This is a genomic window from Oceanibaculum pacificum, from assembly GCF_001618175.1.
Taxonomy (GTDB): Bacteria; Pseudomonadota; Alphaproteobacteria; order Oceanibaculales; family Oceanibaculaceae; genus Oceanibaculum; species Oceanibaculum pacificum.
Genome location: NZ_LPXN01000163.1, coordinates 1 through 14,561 on the forward strand (window position 1 = coordinate 1; position 14,561 = coordinate 14,561).

The window sequence follows — 14,561 nt, forward strand, 5'->3', positions numbered from 1 at the left end:
GGATCAAGTCCGACCATGACGCATTCGGGGGAGGAACGCCTACGCCACCGCCAGCTTCGCCAGGGCGGCGCGGATGCCGGGGGGGATGGGGACCGGCTTCTGGGTGCCGCGGGTGACGAAGACATGGACGAAATAGCCCTCGGCGGCGATCTCGTCGTCGCCCTGGCGGAACAGGCCGATCTCGTAGCGCACCGAGCTGTTGCCCAGCCTGGCGACGCGCAGGCCGGCATCGATCACGTCGGGGAAGGCGACCGAGCGGCGATAGGTGCATTTGGTCTCGACCGCGACGCCGACCACGTCGCCCTTGTGGATGTCGAGCCCGCCGGCCTTGATCAGGTAATGGCAGATCACCGTGTCGAAATAGGAGTAGTACTCGACATTGTTCACATGGCCGTAAATGTCGTTGTCCTTCCAGCGCGTCGGAATCGCCAGGAAGTGCGGGTAGTCCGCGCGGGTCGGGACCGGCTCGCTCATGCCGCGCCCGCCAGGAAGTCGATCAGCGCGTCCAGCGTCTCGTCGGGCTTTTCCACCATCATCATGTGTCCCGCGACGGGCAGCACGGCGACGGTCGGAGCGGGCAGCCTTTCCGCCAGCGCCTTGCCGGCCTTGGGCGGGGCCATGCGGTCGGCGGCGCCGATCAGCACCAGGGCCGGGCAATAGGCTTTCGCCGCGTCTGCCGGGCCGTCGTCATAGGCGTTGCAGGCTCCCAGATCGTTCGCCAGCACGCCGTAATCGATGCGCTCCAGCAGCCGCAGGGAGGCCCCCGTGACCCACAGGCCGGGAGCGATATGGCCGCCCAGATGCGCCGGCCGGCCGACGCCCCAATTCACCATGCTGTCGAGGGCGGCATGGTCGTGCAGGGCGGCGGCCTTCAGCAGGTCGGGGTGCACCGGCATATGCGCCGCCGCGCCCAGCAGCGCCAGCGCCGTCACCCGGGCCGGATGCCGCGCCGCCGTGGCCAGGGCGACCAGCGCGCCCATCGAATGGCCGACCAGCGCCGCCTTCGAGGCCCCGGCCTCGGCCAGGGCGTCGGCCACCCAGTCGGCCATCGCGTGGATGTCGGGCAGCGCCGGCCCGGCGGAATGGCCGTGTCCCGGCAGATCGAGCGCCAGCACCGACCAGCCGTGATTGGCGAAATAGCGCACCTGGCCGGACCAGACGCTGCGGTCCATGCCGGCCCCATGCAGGAAGGCCACGACAGGCCGGGCGGGATCGAAGGCGCGGCCGCCGGTCGAAGCGAAGGCGCGCTTGCCGTTTACGGTCAGTTCCATGGCTCAGCCTTTTTGCGACGCCTTCAGGGCCTGGTCGAGATCGGCCAGCAGATCGGCCGGGTCTTCCAGCCCGACCGACAGGCGGATCAGCTCCTCGCCGATGCCGCCGGCCTTCAGCGCTTCGGCGTCCATCTGCTGGTGCGTGGTGGAGGCGGGATGGATGACCAGCGACTTGGCGTCGCCGACATTGGCGAGATGCGAGAACACCGCCAGCCGCTCGATGAAGCGCCGCCCGGCCTCGCGGCCGCCCCCCCGGGCGTCTTTGATGCCGAAGGTGACGATGGAGCCGGCGCCCTTGGGCAGCAGCCTGGCCGCGAGATCCTTATCGGCATGGCTGTCGAGCTCGGGATAGTTCGCCCAGGCGACGGCGGGGTGCGTCTCCAGGAATTTGGCGACGGCGCGGGCATTCTCGACATGGCGCGCCATGCGCAGATGCAGCGTCTCCACCCCTTGCAGCAGCAGGAATGCGTTGTGCGGGCTGATGCAGGCGCCGAAATCGCGCAGCCCCTCGGCGCGGGCGCGCATCACGAAGGCCTGGGGGCCGTATTCCTCGGCGAAATCCAAGCCGTGATAGCCGGCATAGGGTTCGGTCAGGGTCGGGAACTTGCCGGATTTCTCCCAGTCGAACGTGCCGCCATCGACCAGCATGCCGCCGATGGCCACGCCATGCCCGCCCAGCCATTTGGTCGCCGAATGCATCACGATGTCGGCGCCATGCTCGATCGGGCGGCACAGATAGGGCGTGGCGAAGGTGGAATCGACCAGCAGCGGCACGCCGGCTTCATGCGCGATCTGCGATAGTTCCGGCAAATTCGCGACCTCAAGGCCGGGATTGCCGATGGTCTCGCAGAACACCAGCCTGGTTTCCGGGCGGATGGCGGCGCGGAAGCCGTCCAGATCGCGCGGATCGACGAAGCTGGTGGTGATGCCGAAGCGCGGCAGCGTGTGCGTCAGCAGATTGTGGCTGCCGCCATACAGCCGGTTGGAGGCGACGATATGGCCGCCCGCGCCCATCAGCGTGGCGATGGCCAGGTGCAGCGCGGCCTGGCCGCTGGCCGTGGCGATGGCGCCGACGCCGCCCTCCAGCGCCGCCAGCCGCTCCTCCAGCACCGCGACGGTGGGATTGGAGATGCGGCTGTAAATGTGGCCGGCGCGCTCCAGGTTGAACAGCGCCGCGGCGTGGTCGACGTCTTTGAACACGTAGGAGGTGGTCTGGTAGACCGGCACGGCGCGCGCGCCCGTCGTCGGGTCGGGGCGCTGGCCGGCATGCAGCGACAGCGTGTCGAAGCGGAAGGCGTTTGCGCCCGGCTGGTCTGAGGAGGGCATCGGGTTTCGGCCTGGTTGCTAAATCTGCCGAACTCTACACAAGCCTGTATTGCCCGCAAAGGGAAAGGGCCGCTTCTTGCGAAGCGGCCCTAGACCCAATATCGGGGCGGTGTTCCGCCCTCGAAAATTATCTGCCCTGTTCAACTTGCCGAGTACAAGCTGGCCAAAGGGTAGTCATGTCGGGATCATGTCGTCAAGATAACAATATGCGCGCCGAAAATCTCTGACTTTTCAAGCATTTGATTTAGGTTGTCGCATTTTTGGCGCATTGCGTTCATATGTCCGCAAACGAAAAAAGCGCCGCCCGGTGGCGGCGCATGAGGAAAAGGGAGGCTTCACATCACCATGCATCCCGATGGATTGCGGGCGTCTAAGACCATCAAGGACACAATGTAACCCTAATATAAAACAGCAGGGTTAACAAGTCTTTACTAAAACAGAAAAGCCGAGCGCGCAAATTATCGGCCGGGCAATTCTGCTGAACCGATAGTTAAGGCCGGCGAATACTTGGCGCGCCGACTGTGGACGGGCCTATTTGCCCAGGGTGCTGCGCTGGCCCAGCGCCCGGTAATTACGGTGCAGCCAGGCGTCGGCGGTTTTCCGGCCGATCCTATAGAGCTGTTCCAGGAAAGCAGGCTCGGCGTTGAATTTGCTGGAGACGCCGAGGCCCTGCATATCCTCCTCGGCATGGATCATGTGCACATAGGCGCGCACCAGCCCGGCCTTCGGGTCGACATGGCCGGCATCGATCAGCTTGGTCAAATAGGCGATGGTGCGCAGCTCGCGCAGCAGGCTGGAATTGAAGCTGATCTCGTTCACCCGGTCGCCGATCTCGGTGGCGGTGACCGGCGCGCGGCGGGCGTGGATCGGGTTCACCTGCACCACCACGATGTCCGGGCTCTGGCAATGGTTCATCAGCGGGAACAGCGCCGGGTTGCCGGTATAGCCGCCATCCCAATAGGCCGCGCCGTCAATCTCCACCGCGCGGAACAGCTGCGGCAGGCAGGCCGAGGCCAGCAGCACGTCGATGCTCACCTTCTCCTTGGCGAACACTTCGAGCTGGCCGGTCATCACATTGGTCACGCTGACGAAGAATTGCAGCGGCCCTGCCCCGCTGAGACGCTTGAAATCCACCATCTCCGCCAGCAGGTCGCGCAGCGGGTTGAGGTTCATTGGGTTGAACTGGTAGGGCGACAGCGTGCGCCACAGCATGTCGACGGCATGAAAGCCGGGCGAAAAATCCAGATTGCCGTTGCTGACCAGCCGGTCCAGCGGGCTGGGTTGCAGCGGGCTGAAGCGGGCGGCGTCGCCGATGCCGGTCCAGAACCGGCGCAGCCCGTCGCGCGCCGCCTGCCGTCCTTCCGGGGTGAAGCCGTGTTCGGCCAGGCCGTGCGCCACGATGGCGCCGTTCATCGCCCCCGCCGAGGCGCCGCTGATGCCGTCGAATTCCAGACGCTCGTCTTCCAGCAGCCGGTCCAGCACGCCCCAGGTGACGGCGCCATGCGCGCCGCCGCCCTGGAGCGCCAGATTGATGCGGTAGGGCTTCGGCCTGCCCGCGCCGGTCATTGCGCCGTCCAGCCGCCATCCATCGAATAGGCCGATCCGGTCATGTTGGCCGCGGCGTCGGAGCAAAGGAAGACCGCCAGCTCGCCCAGCTGTTCTGGCGTGGTGAAGCGCTTGGCCGGCTGCTTCTCGCCCAACAGGTCGAGCTCGGCCTGCTCCACCGTGATGCCCTCGTTCTTGGCGCGGGCGTCGATCTGCTTCTGCACCAGCGGGGTCAGCACCCAGCCGGGGCAGATGGCGTTGCAGGTGATGCCGTCATTGGCGGTTTCCAGCGCCACCACCTTGGTCAGACCGACCAGCCCGTGCTTGGCCGCGACATAGGCGGATTTGTTCGCCGAGGCAACCAGCCCGTGCGCCGAGGCGATATTCACGATCCGCCCCCAGCCGCCCTGGCGCATCGCCGGCAGCGCCGCGCGGATGGTGTGGAAGGAGGAGGACAGGTTGATGGCGATGATCGCGTCCCATTTGTCGACCGGAAACTGGTCGACCGGCGATGTATGCTGGATGCCGGCATTGTTCACCACGATGTCCAGCCCGCCCAGCGCCGCGACCGTCTTGGCCACCAGCGCCTCGATCTGTTCCGGCTTGCTCATGTCGGCGCCGTCATAGCCGGTCTTCACGCCGAATTCGCGGGCGAGGCCGGCCTTGATCGTCTCGATCTCGGCGGCGTCGCCGAAGCCGTTCAGCATGATGTCGGCCCCGGCGGCGGCCAGCGCACGGGCGATGCCCAGGCCGATGCCGCTGGTCGAACCGGTGACGAGGGCGCGCCTGCCTTTGAGCGATTGGGTCACGATGTTGCTCCTGGAATGAGGGGGGATCAGCGCCGGAACAGGGATTCGACGCTGCCGCGATGGCTGCTTTTCTTCTCGATCTCCGCTGTCACGCGGCGGATCTCTTCCTCCATCTCCGCGATGTAGGTTTTCAGCTCCTCCACCGACAGGGGCGAAAGGTCGCGCTTCTGCGGTTTCTGGTTTCTCGGCAGCAGATCGTCGGCGTCCATCTTGTGCTCCGGTGCTTGCAAGAATGGGGCGAGCATAATAGAGGACGTATGAAATCCGAAATGGGAGGAAAGCAGAAATGGCGTTGCCAGAGACGATGCGCGCGATTGAGATCGCCCAGCCGGGCGGCCCCGAGGTGCTGCGCTCCGGCGCCCGCCCGGTGCCGCAGCCCAAGCCCGGCGAAGTGCTGATCAAGGTCGAGGCCGCCGGCGTCAACCGCCCCGACGTGCAGCAGCGCAAGGGCAGCTACAACCCGCCGCCGGGCACCACCGACATTCCGGGGCTGGAGGTCGCGGGCACCATCGTCGCCATCGGCGAGGCCGACCCGATGGCCACGCTGGAGGGGCTCTATCCCAACCCGTTGAGCTGGAAGGTGGGCGACAAGGTGTGCGCGCTGGTCGCCGGCGGCGGCTATGCGGAATATTGCACCGCGCCGATCCTGCAATGCCTGCCGGTGCCCGAGGGCTACTCGATGGCCGAGGCGGCGGGCCTGCCGGAGACTTTCTTCACCGTCTGGACCAACGTGTTCGAGCGCGGCCGGCTGATGCCCGGCGAGGTGCTGCTGGTGCATGGCGGCTCCAGCGGCATCGGCACCACGGCGATCCAGCTCGCCAAGCAGTTCGGCGCGCGGGTGTTCGCGACCGCCGGCAGCGACGAGAAGTGCAAAATCTGCGAGGAGCTGGGGGCGGAGCGCGGCATCAACTACAAGACCGAGGATTTCGCCCAGGTGCTGAAAGAATCCTGCGGCGGGGCCGACGTGATCCTCGACATGGTCGGCGCGCCCTATCTGGAGAAGAATCTGGACGCGCTGCGCACCGAGGGCCGGCTGGTCATCATCGCCGTGCTGGGCGGGGCGAAGACCGAGATGTTCATCCCCACCTTGATGATGAAGCGGCTGACCGTCACCGCCTCCACCCTGCGCCCGCGCAGCGTGATGCAGAAGGCGCTGATCGGGCGCGACCTGTACCACAAGGTATGGCCGCTGCTGGCCAAGCGGGAGGTCCGCCCGCTGATCCATAAAATCTTCCCGCTGGATCAGGCGGCCGAGGCGCATGCGCTGATGGAATCCAGCACCCATATCGGGAAAATCATGTTAGAGACATGATCGAAAGGTAAGGCCCGATCCGGGTTTTCCGTTGATTGCGCGTCTACCGCACCAATTTACATTAGTGTCCGGCGGGACAAGGCGTCCCGTCGCTCTGGAGGTATAATGGCTGACTTATTGATGCCGAAGGCCACCGCCGTGTGGCTGGTCGAGAACACCGCGCTCAGCTTCGAGCAGATCGCCGCTTTCTGCGGCCTTCACGCGCTGGAGGTGCAGGCCATCGCCGACGGCGAGGTGGCGACCGGCATGCAGGGCCTCGACCCGGTGGCGAATGGCCAGATCACCTGGGACGAGATCGAGCGGTGCAGCAAGAATCCGGCCTTGCGGCTGGAGGCCGCCCAGCGGGCGATCGAGGTGCCGGCGCAAAAGCGCAAGGGCCCGAAATACACGCCGATCTCCAAGCGCCAGGACAAGCCGGACGCGATTGCCTATCTGCTGCGCCATCACCCCGAATTGTCGGATGCGCAGATCGGCAAGCTGCTCGGCACCACCAAGCCGACCATTCAGTCGATCCGTGACAAGTCGCATTGGAATTCGACCAATATCCGTCCGCAGCACCCCGTCCAGCTCGGCCTGACCAGCATGAAGGACATGAACGCCGCCCTGCTCGCCGCCCGCGCCCGCCGTCCGGTGACAACGGAAGAGGAAGGCGCGGACGCCGGCGTCGCCCCGGATTCGGCCCCGGATTCGGCCTCGGACGCCCCGGACACCGACGCCCCAACGGGCTTCGCCGACCACAGCGAACGCCAGGACGCCTAACGCCTAAGGCCGGGCATTCGCCCGGCCGCGTCAGCGCGGCCCCTGGCTGGTCGCCGCTGGATGATCGGGTCCAGCCCGACCCTGGCGATAGAGATTTAGCCTCCTACCCCGCCAGCCCCGCCTCGGCCTGGCGGTTCAGGTGGGCGACCAGGTCCGCCGGCAGGTTCAGCCGGTGGGCGAGCGCTTCCAGATAGGCCTTCTCCGCCGGATGGTCGGGGTCGATGGCGAGGCGGGAGACGAGGTAGAGCTCGGCCGCCTGCTCCTGGGTCTTGGCCGCGCCGGCCACCTCGGCCAGGTCGACCGGCTTGCCGAGCGCGTCAAACACGAAGCCCTTGGCCTCGGCATCCAGCCCCATCTGATCGACCTGCTCGAACAGCAGCTTCTGTTCCGCCGCGTCGACATGGCCGTCGGCCTTGGCCGCGCCGATCATGGCGCGGATCAGCGAAAGCTGGAACGGCTGGCCGTCGGCCGCCGGGGCGGCGTCGGGCAGGAAGCGCGCCTCGGTCTGCGGAATATCGGCCTGCGTCGCCACCGGGGCGGAGGCCGCCTGCTTGCCCTGCTGCCAATTCTGATAGGCCTTGAAGGCCAGCGCGCCCAGCGCGGCGGCACCGCCATAGCCGGCCACGCCGCCGGCCATCTTGCGGACTTTCTTGTTGCCCAGCAGCATGCCGAGCAGCCCGCCGGCCGCCGCCCCGCCGGCAAAGCCGCCGACCCCGCCGAAGGAATCGAACTTCTGTTTCGCCATGCCGCCGGCCTGCTGCAGCTTCGACTTCGAGTCGCCGCCCAGGAATTGATCGAGCAATTTCGTCGGGTCCATCTTTTCTCCACAGTTCGCTGTTTTCCTGCGCTCACATGGGGATGGTGGTACCCGGTTCAACGCCCCGCCCCGAAATGGCCCGAATGGTGAAGGACTTCATAACCATGCGTCTTGCCTTGCTGTTGATCGCCTCCCTGCTGATCGCCCTTCCCGCGCGGGCCGAGGTAACGGTGCAGGGCGAGCGGATATTGGTCGACGGCAAGCCCTTCAAGGCGCATGGCGTCGCCGGCTGGGGCAATCTGGAGATGCTGCGCGATCTGGGCGTCACCACCATCCGCACCTATGGCGACAATAACGAGGATGTGCTGGACGAGGCCGAGCGGCTGGGGCTGAAAGTCATCCTCGGCTTCTGGCTGGAGCATCCGCGCCGCGGCTTCGATTACGCCAACCCGGCCCATGTCGAGCCGCAGATGGAGCGGCTGCGCCAGTTCGTGCTGGCCCATAAAGACCACCCGGCGCTGCTGATGTGGGGCATCGGCAACGAGGTCGAGGCGGAATTAACCGATGACAGCCAGGTCTGGCCGGCCATTGAGCAAGCGGCGAAGCTGGTGAAGTCGCTCGACCCCGATCACCCCACCCTGGCCGTATTGGCGGAGACCGGCGCGGACAAGGTGGCGAAGGTGAAGGCGCAGGCCCCCAGCATCGACGTGCTGGGCGTGAATTCCTACGGCGAGAGCGTGCCCAGCGTGCCGGACCGGGTGCGCGCCCAGGGCTGGACCGGCCCGCTGATCGTCACCGAGCTGGGGGCCATCGGCCAGTGGCAGGCGGCCAAGACCGCCTGGGGGGCGGCCATCGAGCCGACCAGCACGGAGAAGGCGCAGTTGCTGGAAAAGCAGCTTGCCGCCGTCGACCCGAAGAGCGCCGGGCAGATTCTGTTTCTGTGGGGCTGGAAGCAGGAGGTGACCTATACCTGGCACAGCCTGCTGCTGCCGAGCAACGAATGGCTGCAGACCACCGAGGTGATGGCCGAGGCCTGGGGCGGCAAGACGCCCGGCGGCAACCACGCGCCGCGCATCGCCGTGCTGCATTTCGTCCAGGGCGCTTCATGGCCGCGCGACCAGCAGGCGATGGCCCGGCTGCGCGCCATCGACCCGGATGGCGACCCGCTACAGGTCGAGTGGGCGGTGATGGAGGAGCAGACCGTGCTGCTGAAGGCCGGCGATTCCGAGCCCGAGCTGAGAAAATTCCCCGAGGCCGTCCTGAAGCCCGCCGCCGAATCGGTGACCATCGCCAATCTGGCGCCCGGCAATTACCGGCTCTATGTCACGATCCGCGACGGCAAGGGCGCCGCGGCCACCGGCAATCTGCCGTTCCGCGTGCAGTGAGCGCCTAGAAGCCCCGCCGCTGCCGCCAGGCCTGCAGCATCAGCACGGCCCAGAGCTGGTTGCCATGGTCGCGCGCGCCGTCCTGATGCGCACGCCAGGCGGCGCGGATCGGCTTCTCCTGCAACAGCCCGTCGCGCGCCAGCGCCTCGGCCGACAGCAGGCTTTCCGCCCAGTCGCGCAGGGGGCCGCGCAGCCAGCCATCGATCGGCACCGAGAAACCCGCCTTCGGCCGTTCGAACAAATCGGCGGGCACATGCCGGGCGAGAATCTGCCGCAGCGGCCATTTGCTCTTGCCGTCCCGGTGCAGCAGCGCCTTCGGGAACCGCCAGGCCAGCGCGGCGACGCGATGGTCGAGCAGCGGCGCGCGCACCTCCAGCCCGCAGGCCATGCTGGCGCGGTCCACCTTGGTCAGCACATCGTCGGGCAGATAGCCGGCCGCATCCATCAGCCGGGCGCGGTGGAACGGGTCCGGCATCCGGGCCGACAGATCGCCGGGGATCGATAGCCGTCCGCCGGCGCCGGGCACCAGCGATTCGGCGGCCGGCCAATGCGTGACCAGCCGGCGATACATCGCGTCCGGCCCGTCCAGCGGCAGGATGGCGGCCAGCTTGCCGACCTTGTCGCCCAGCATCGGCGGCCGGTAGCGCGCGGGAAGCTGCTCGGCCACCTTGGCCCAGGCCGAGGATGAGGGCATCTTCAGCAGCGCCGAGGCCACTTTGCGCATCGGGCGCGGCACCTCGGCCACCTTCCGCCACAGCCCCTCGCCGATGCGGTGGCGGTGATAGCCGCCGAACAGCTCGTCGCCGCCATCGCCGCCCAGCGCCACCGTCACCTGCCCGCGCGCCAGGCGGGAGACCAGCAGGGTCGGTATCTGCGAGGCGTCGGCGAACGGCTCGTCATAGATCTCCGGCAGCTCCGGCACCGTGTTGCGGGCGTCGGCCTCGGTCAGATAGAGCTGGGTATGGTCGGCCCCCAGATGCCGCGCCACCGCGCCGGCCAGCGGGGCCTCGTCCAGATCGCTGTCCTGGAAACCGATGGTGAAGCTGCGAATCGGCCGGTCGCTGCCGGCCTGCATCAGCGCCGCCACCAGGGAGCTGTCGATGCCGCCGGACAGCAGCACGCCCAGCGGCACGTCGGCCACCATGCGCCGCGCCACCGCGTCGCGCAGCAGCGGCTCCAGCAGATCCAGCGCCGCCTCCGGCTGCTCGGGCAGCGGATCGGCCAGGCCGGCCAGCGCCACCGATTCCAGATCCCAATAGCGCGTCAGCGCCGGCTCGCCCTCGGCCGGAATCTCGACCAGGCAGCCCGGCGGCAGCTTGTGGATGCCGCGATAGATGCTGTGCGGGCTGGGCACATAGGCATGGCGCAGGAAGGCGGCCACGCTGTCGCGGTCGATCTCGCGCCGCCAATGCGGGCAGGCCGCCAGCGCCTTCAGCTCGGAGCCGAACAGCAGCAGCCCGTCCGCCTCGCCCCAATAAAGCGGCTTCTTGCCCAGCCGGTCGCGGCCCAGCGTCAGGGTCCGGTCGCGCCGGTCCCAGAGCGCGAAGGCGAACATGCCGACCAGCTTCTCGACCGTCGCCGCGACGCCCCAGCGGGCGAAGCCCTCCAGCATCACCTCGGCGTCGCAATCGCCCCGGAAGGACGCCCCCGCCGCCGCCAGTTCGCGCCGCAGATCGGGAAAATTATAGACCTCGCCATTATAGGTCAGCACCAGCCGCCCATCGGCGCTGACCATCGGCTCGTGCCCCGCCGGGCTGAGGTCGATGATCGCCAGCCGGCGATGGCCGAGCGCAATGCCGGCTTCCGCATCCTCCCAGCGCCCCTCGTCATCGGGGCCGCGCCGGGCGAGCGCGGCGGTCATCGCGCCGTTCGCCTCGGCCAGCGCGGAGGGCGACAGGCGGCGGCGGCGGTCCCACAAACCGGCAATGCCGCACATCAGGTGATCTCCCGCAGCAGCGCGTCATACAGGGCGACGGTTTCGCGGCCGATCGCCTCGGCGCCGAACAGCGCTTCGGCCCGCTGCCGCGCGCCGGCCGCCAGCCGGCGGCGCAGATCGCCATCGCGCGCCAGCAGCGCCAGCGCCTCGGCCATGGCAGCGGGATCGTCCGGCGGCGTCAGCCGCCCGGCCTCGCCCTCGCGGCCGACCACGTCGCGGCAGCCCGGCACGTCGGTGGCGACGATGGCGCGGCCGCACGCCGCCGCCTCCAGCAGGCTCTTCGGCACGCCCTCCCCGCCGCGCGAGGCCAGCACGGCGATATGCGCGCGCGCCCACACCGTGCGCACATCCTCCACCGGCCCCAGCCATTCCACCCCCGGCTCCGCCGCCCAGCCGCGCAGGGTGGCCGCGTCGAAGGAGGCGGGGTTGGCCGGGTCCGGCCCGCCAGCCAGCAGCAGGCGGACATCCAGCCCCTGCCCGCGCAGCAGCCGCACGGCGTCGACCAGCGTGTCGACGCCTTTGATGCGCAGCATGCGTGAGACGATGGCGATGGTGATTGGGCCTTCCGGCTCCGGCAGGGCCGAATAATGCGTCAAATCGACGCCGGAGCCGCGAATCACCGCCGCCTGGCGCGGCCGGGTCAGCCGGCGGTCGAGCGCCAGGCGCAGATCGTCGTCATTCTGCAGGATCATGCGGGCGTTGCGCCGCCGGGTCAGCGGCGGCAGCACGAGGCCGATGGCCGCGCGGATCGCCCGCGCCCTGACGCTGGTGGAGGTGGCGAGGAAGCCGAATCCGGTGATCGCGTTCACCACCGCCTTCACCCCGGCCAGCCGGGCCGCCAGCGAGCCGAAGGCGACCGGCTTCAGCGCCACGTGATGCACGATATCCGGCCGTTCCCGGCGATAGAGGCGCACCAGCGCCGCGATCATCGGCAACTGGCCCAGCAGCCCGCCTTCCCGCCGCCAGGGCAGGGCGATGGGGTGGAACCCCTCGGCGGCGATGCGCTCGCCATGCCGGTCGATGCGGGTGGCGACCAGCACCTCGAAACCGGCATCGCGGGCGGCGCGCGCCTGCGGCAGGCGGTGCGACCAGAAGTACCAATCCTCGGTCACCAGAAACAGCAGCCGGCGGGTCAAAAGGCAGTCCCTCGCTTGGTCGGACGGGTTTAGCGATGCTGGCTTACGGGATCGCCAGGCGTATTGTAAAGCCTCGCCGCCGCTTGACGCTGTCGGGCGGGGCTGGTCTAGTCGCGCGGATCGGCCAGCGCTGGCCGATCCTCCTCCGTCACGAAACGGCCGCCCGTGCAAGACGACAATAGAGTGATCCGCGGCATCGGTCCCGTTATCTTCGCCTGGCTGCTGGCGCTGGGCCTGTTGCTCGCCTGGTCGCCGCGCGTGGTCGCGGTCGGGCTGCTGGCGGCCGCGATCATCGGCATCGCGCTCTATGCGCTGAACGCGCGCCGCCTGCCGATCCCGCGCCACCCCGCCGCCTGGGCGGTGGCGCTGTTCGTTCTCTATGCCTGCCTCACCGCCCTGTGGAGCGCGGTTCCCGACTCGGCGCACGAGCAGGTCAGGCAGTTCCTGCTGCTCTATATTCCCAGCCTGCTGTTCCTGCAAATGCTGCTGGTCGTGCGCCTGGACGGCGACCCGCTGGTGCGGCGCGGCCTGCTGCTGGGGCTGGGGCTGGGGCTGGGGCTGTTCGCGCTGGAGATGCTGACCGGCCAGCCGCTCTATCACCTGACGCGCGGCATTCCGCTGGGCGAGCCGCTGGGGGCGAATTCGATCAACCGGCCGGCGGCGCTGTGCGCGCTGCTCGTCTGGCCGCTGGCGCTGTCTCTGTGGCAGGGCGGCAACCGGCGCATCGCCATCGCCCTGCCGCTGCTGCTGAGCGCGCTGGTGCTGTGTTCCTCCAGCCAGTCGGCGGCCGGCGGGCTGCTGCTGGGCCTGGTCTTCCTGGGCATCGCCGCCGCCTCGCGCCGGGCCGCCTTCCACCTGGCGGCGGCGGGCATGATCATCGGCTTCCTGGGCATGGTGCCGATCGCGCATCTGCTCTCCTCCCTGGGTCTGGCCTCGGTGGAAGGGCTGCCCTTCTCGATGGGGCACCGGGTGCTGATCTGGGATTTCGTCGCCGACCGGGTGGCCGAACGGCCGATCTTCGGCTGGGGGCTGGAGGCCTCACGCGGACTGAACGATATCGGCGCCGCCCCGCCGGCGCTGTTCTCCGGCACGGTGGAGCTGCTGCCGCTGCACCCGCACAACGCCTTCCTGCAAATCTGGCTGGAGCTGGGCGGCGTGGGCGCGGTGCTGGCGCTGGCCATGGCGCTCGGCGTGCTGCGCGCGGTGCGCGGCCTGCCGCCGACCGCGCAGATATTCGCTTATCCGCTGCTGACCTGCGGCTTCTTCATGAGCGGTACCGCCTACGGCATCTGGCAGACCTGGTGGATGGCCGGCTTCCTGAGTGCCGCGGCCCTGTTCATCGTGGCGATGCGCTGCGGCGCGAACGGTGCCCGCCATGGACAAGCCTGAAGCGCTGACCGAGATCCTGCTGTCGAGCTATAACGGGGCGGCCTGGCTCGATCCGCAGATCGCCAGCATCCTGGGGCAGACCCATGGCAACCTTGCCCTGCGCATCCGCGACGACGGCTCCACGGACGCCACGCCGGACCGGCTGGCCGAGTGGGCGGCGCGCGACCCGCGCATCGCCTGGCGGCGGGGCAGCCGCAATCTCGGCCCCTGCGGCAGCTTCTTCCGGCTGGTCGACGATATCTCGCCGGACGCCGCCTATGCCGGCTTCGCCGACCAGGACGATGTGTGGGAGGCCGACAAGATCGCCCGCGCCGTCGCCGCCCTGGCCGCTTTGCCGGCGGGCATGCCGGGGCTGTATTGCGCGCGCGTCGTCATCGTCGACGAGGCGCTGATGCGCCGCGGCCTGTCGCCTCTGCCGGCCCGGGGCCCCAGCCTGGCCAACGCGCTGGTGGAGAATATCGCCATCGGCTGCACCATCGTGATGAACCGCCCGGCCATCGCCCTGCTGCGCGAGCGCTGGCCGACACCGCCGGTGTTCCACGATTGGTGGGCCTATCAGGTGATCGCCGCGCTGGGCAGGGTGATCTACGATCCCCGGCCGGCGCTGAAATACCGCCAGCATGGCGGCAACGCCATCGGCGCCGGCTACACGCCGCTGGACCGGCTGCTGGGCAAGGTGCGCCGGCAACTCACATCCGCCCAGTCCGATTTGCGCCGCCATCAGGCGTCCGAGCTGCGCCGCCTGTTCGGCGACCGCCTTTCCCCCGCCGACCGCGCGGCGATAGACGATCTGCTCGACAGCGAGGCCCGCCTGCCCGCCCGCCTGCGCTATGCGCTCACCGGCAAGGCCCACCGCCAGCACTGGCTGGATACGCTGGCCTACAAGGCGCTCTACGTACTGCGCGGGGTGTGAGGGTCTCCCCTCACCCAGCTCCG

At 68.7% G+C, this 14,561-nt stretch carries 14 protein-coding genes; 5 read left to right on the forward strand and 9 right to left on the reverse strand.

The genetic code is table 11. From position 1 onward, the window contains the following. Positions 1-39: 39 nt before the first annotated feature. From AUP43_RS17145 to AUP43_RS17170, 6 genes are all read right to left on the reverse strand, one after another. On the reverse strand, positions 40-474 hold the full coding sequence (locus tag AUP43_RS17145; RefSeq protein WP_067559942.1) for an acyl-CoA thioesterase: 435 nt from the start codon (positions 472-474) through the stop codon (positions 40-42). Next, entirely contained in the window at positions 471-1,271 is an 801-nt protein-coding gene (locus AUP43_RS17150) for an alpha/beta fold hydrolase (RefSeq protein WP_067559944.1), read from the reverse strand. Before AUP43_RS17150 ends, AUP43_RS17145 begins: the two co-directional genes overlap by 4 nt. Positions 1,272-1,274: 3 nt before the next feature. Beyond that, positions 1,275-2,597, reverse strand: coding sequence for an O-acetylhomoserine aminocarboxypropyltransferase (locus AUP43_RS17155; RefSeq protein ID WP_067559946.1), 1,323 nt, complete (start codon positions 2,595-2,597; stop codon positions 1,275-1,277). Between the two features lie 531 nt (positions 2,598-3,128). Beyond that, positions 3,129-4,163, reverse strand: a complete 1,035-nt coding sequence (locus AUP43_RS17160; protein ID WP_067559947.1) for a patatin-like phospholipase family protein — start codon at positions 4,161-4,163, stop codon at positions 3,129-3,131. Beyond that, entirely contained in the window at positions 4,160-4,951 is a 792-nt protein-coding gene (locus AUP43_RS17165) for a 3-hydroxybutyrate dehydrogenase (RefSeq protein ID WP_067559949.1), read from the reverse strand. Before AUP43_RS17165 ends, AUP43_RS17160 begins: the two co-directional genes overlap by 4 nt. Positions 4,952-4,977: 26 nt before the next feature. Continuing rightward, on the reverse strand, positions 4,978-5,160 hold the full coding sequence (locus AUP43_RS17170; protein ID WP_067559951.1) for a DUF1192 domain-containing protein: 183 nt from the start codon (positions 5,158-5,160) through the stop codon (positions 4,978-4,980). A 77-nt stretch (positions 5,161-5,237) separates the two neighbouring features. Here AUP43_RS17170 and AUP43_RS17175 point away from each other — a divergent pair, with 77 nt between their 5' ends. Together AUP43_RS17175 and AUP43_RS17180 are read left to right on the forward strand one after the other, a co-directional pair. Beyond that, on the forward strand, positions 5,238-6,263 hold the full coding sequence (locus tag AUP43_RS17175) for an NAD(P)H-quinone oxidoreductase (protein WP_067559953.1): 1,026 nt from the start codon (positions 5,238-5,240) through the stop codon (positions 6,261-6,263). A 105-nt stretch (positions 6,264-6,368) separates the two neighbouring features. Next, positions 6,369-7,022 (forward strand): cell cycle transcriptional regulator TrcR, encoded by a 654-nt coding sequence (locus AUP43_RS17180; RefSeq protein WP_067559955.1) that lies wholly within the window; start codon positions 6,369-6,371, stop codon positions 7,020-7,022. A gap of 103 nt (positions 7,023-7,125) precedes the next feature. On the opposite strand, the gene AUP43_RS17185 is transcribed toward AUP43_RS17180, so the two are convergent. Next, positions 7,126-7,839 carry a tellurite resistance TerB family protein gene (locus tag AUP43_RS17185; protein ID WP_067559957.1) on the reverse strand — a complete coding sequence of 238 codons (714 nt, stop codon included), beginning with the start codon at positions 7,837-7,839 and terminating at the stop codon, positions 7,126-7,128. Positions 7,840-7,943: 104 nt separating this feature from the next. Between AUP43_RS17185 and AUP43_RS17190 the strand changes: the two genes are divergently transcribed. Then, a complete protein-coding gene (locus AUP43_RS17190) occupies positions 7,944-9,164 on the forward strand; it encodes a glycoside hydrolase family 2 TIM barrel-domain containing protein (protein WP_157089411.1) in 1,221 nt (406 codons plus the stop codon). A gap of 4 nt (positions 9,165-9,168) precedes the next feature. Here AUP43_RS17190 and asnB read toward each other — a convergent pair whose 3' ends face one another. Continuing rightward, positions 9,169-11,100 carry an asparagine synthase (glutamine-hydrolyzing) gene (asnB, locus tag AUP43_RS17195; protein WP_067559961.1) on the reverse strand — a complete coding sequence of 644 codons (1,932 nt, stop codon included), beginning with the start codon at positions 11,098-11,100 and terminating at the stop codon, positions 9,169-9,171. Continuing rightward, a complete protein-coding gene (locus AUP43_RS17200; protein WP_067559964.1) occupies positions 11,100-12,236 on the reverse strand; it encodes a glycosyltransferase family 4 protein in 1,137 nt (378 codons plus the stop codon). Before AUP43_RS17200 ends, asnB begins: the two co-directional genes overlap by 1 nt. 183 nt (positions 12,237-12,419) lie before the next feature. Here AUP43_RS17200 and AUP43_RS17205 point away from each other — a divergent pair, with 183 nt between their 5' ends. Together AUP43_RS17205 and AUP43_RS17210 are read left to right on the forward strand one after the other, a co-directional pair. Beyond that, positions 12,420-13,625: an O-antigen ligase family protein gene (locus AUP43_RS17205; protein ID WP_067559966.1), complete on the forward strand. Its 1,206-nt coding sequence runs from the start codon at positions 12,420-12,422 to the stop codon at positions 13,623-13,625. Further along, positions 13,612-14,538 (forward strand): glycosyltransferase, encoded by a 927-nt coding sequence (locus AUP43_RS17210; RefSeq protein WP_067559968.1) that lies wholly within the window; start codon positions 13,612-13,614, stop codon positions 14,536-14,538. Before AUP43_RS17205 ends, AUP43_RS17210 begins: the two co-directional genes overlap by 14 nt. Positions 14,539-14,561 lie beyond the last annotated feature (23 nt).

Excerpts from the sequence above, each read along its gene's own strand:
- AUP43_RS17145 (WP_067559942.1), bottom strand. The coding sequence starts at position 474 with ATGAGCGAGCCGGTCCCGACCCGCGCGGACTACCCGCACTTCCTGGCG.
- AUP43_RS17150 (WP_067559944.1), bottom strand. The coding sequence starts at position 1,271 with ATGGAACTGACCGTAAACGGCAAGCGCGCCTTCGCTTCGACCGGCGGC.
- AUP43_RS17155 (WP_067559946.1), bottom strand. The coding sequence starts at position 2,597 with ATGCCCTCCTCAGACCAGCCGGGCGCAAACGCCTTCCGCTTCGACACG.
- AUP43_RS17160 (WP_067559947.1), bottom strand. The coding sequence starts at position 4,163 with ATGACCGGCGCGGGCAGGCCGAAGCCCTACCGCATCAATCTGGCGCTC.
- AUP43_RS17170 (WP_067559951.1), bottom strand. The coding sequence starts at position 5,160 with ATGGACGCCGACGATCTGCTGCCGAGAAACCAGAAACCGCAGAAGCGC.
- AUP43_RS17175 (WP_067559953.1), top strand. The coding sequence starts at position 5,238 with ATGGCGTTGCCAGAGACGATGCGCGCGATTGAGATCGCCCAGCCGGGC.
- AUP43_RS17180 (WP_067559955.1), top strand. The coding sequence starts at position 6,369 with ATGGCTGACTTATTGATGCCGAAGGCCACCGCCGTGTGGCTGGTCGAG.
- AUP43_RS17185 (WP_067559957.1), bottom strand. The coding sequence starts at position 7,839 with ATGGACCCGACGAAATTGCTCGATCAATTCCTGGGCGGCGACTCGAAG.
- AUP43_RS17190 (WP_157089411.1), top strand. The coding sequence starts at position 7,944 with ATGCGTCTTGCCTTGCTGTTGATCGCCTCCCTGCTGATCGCCCTTCCC.
- asnB (WP_067559961.1), bottom strand. The coding sequence starts at position 11,100 with ATGTGCGGCATTGCCGGTTTGTGGGACCGCCGCCGCCGCCTGTCGCCC.
- AUP43_RS17210 (WP_067559968.1), top strand. The coding sequence starts at position 13,612 with ATGGACAAGCCTGAAGCGCTGACCGAGATCCTGCTGTCGAGCTATAAC.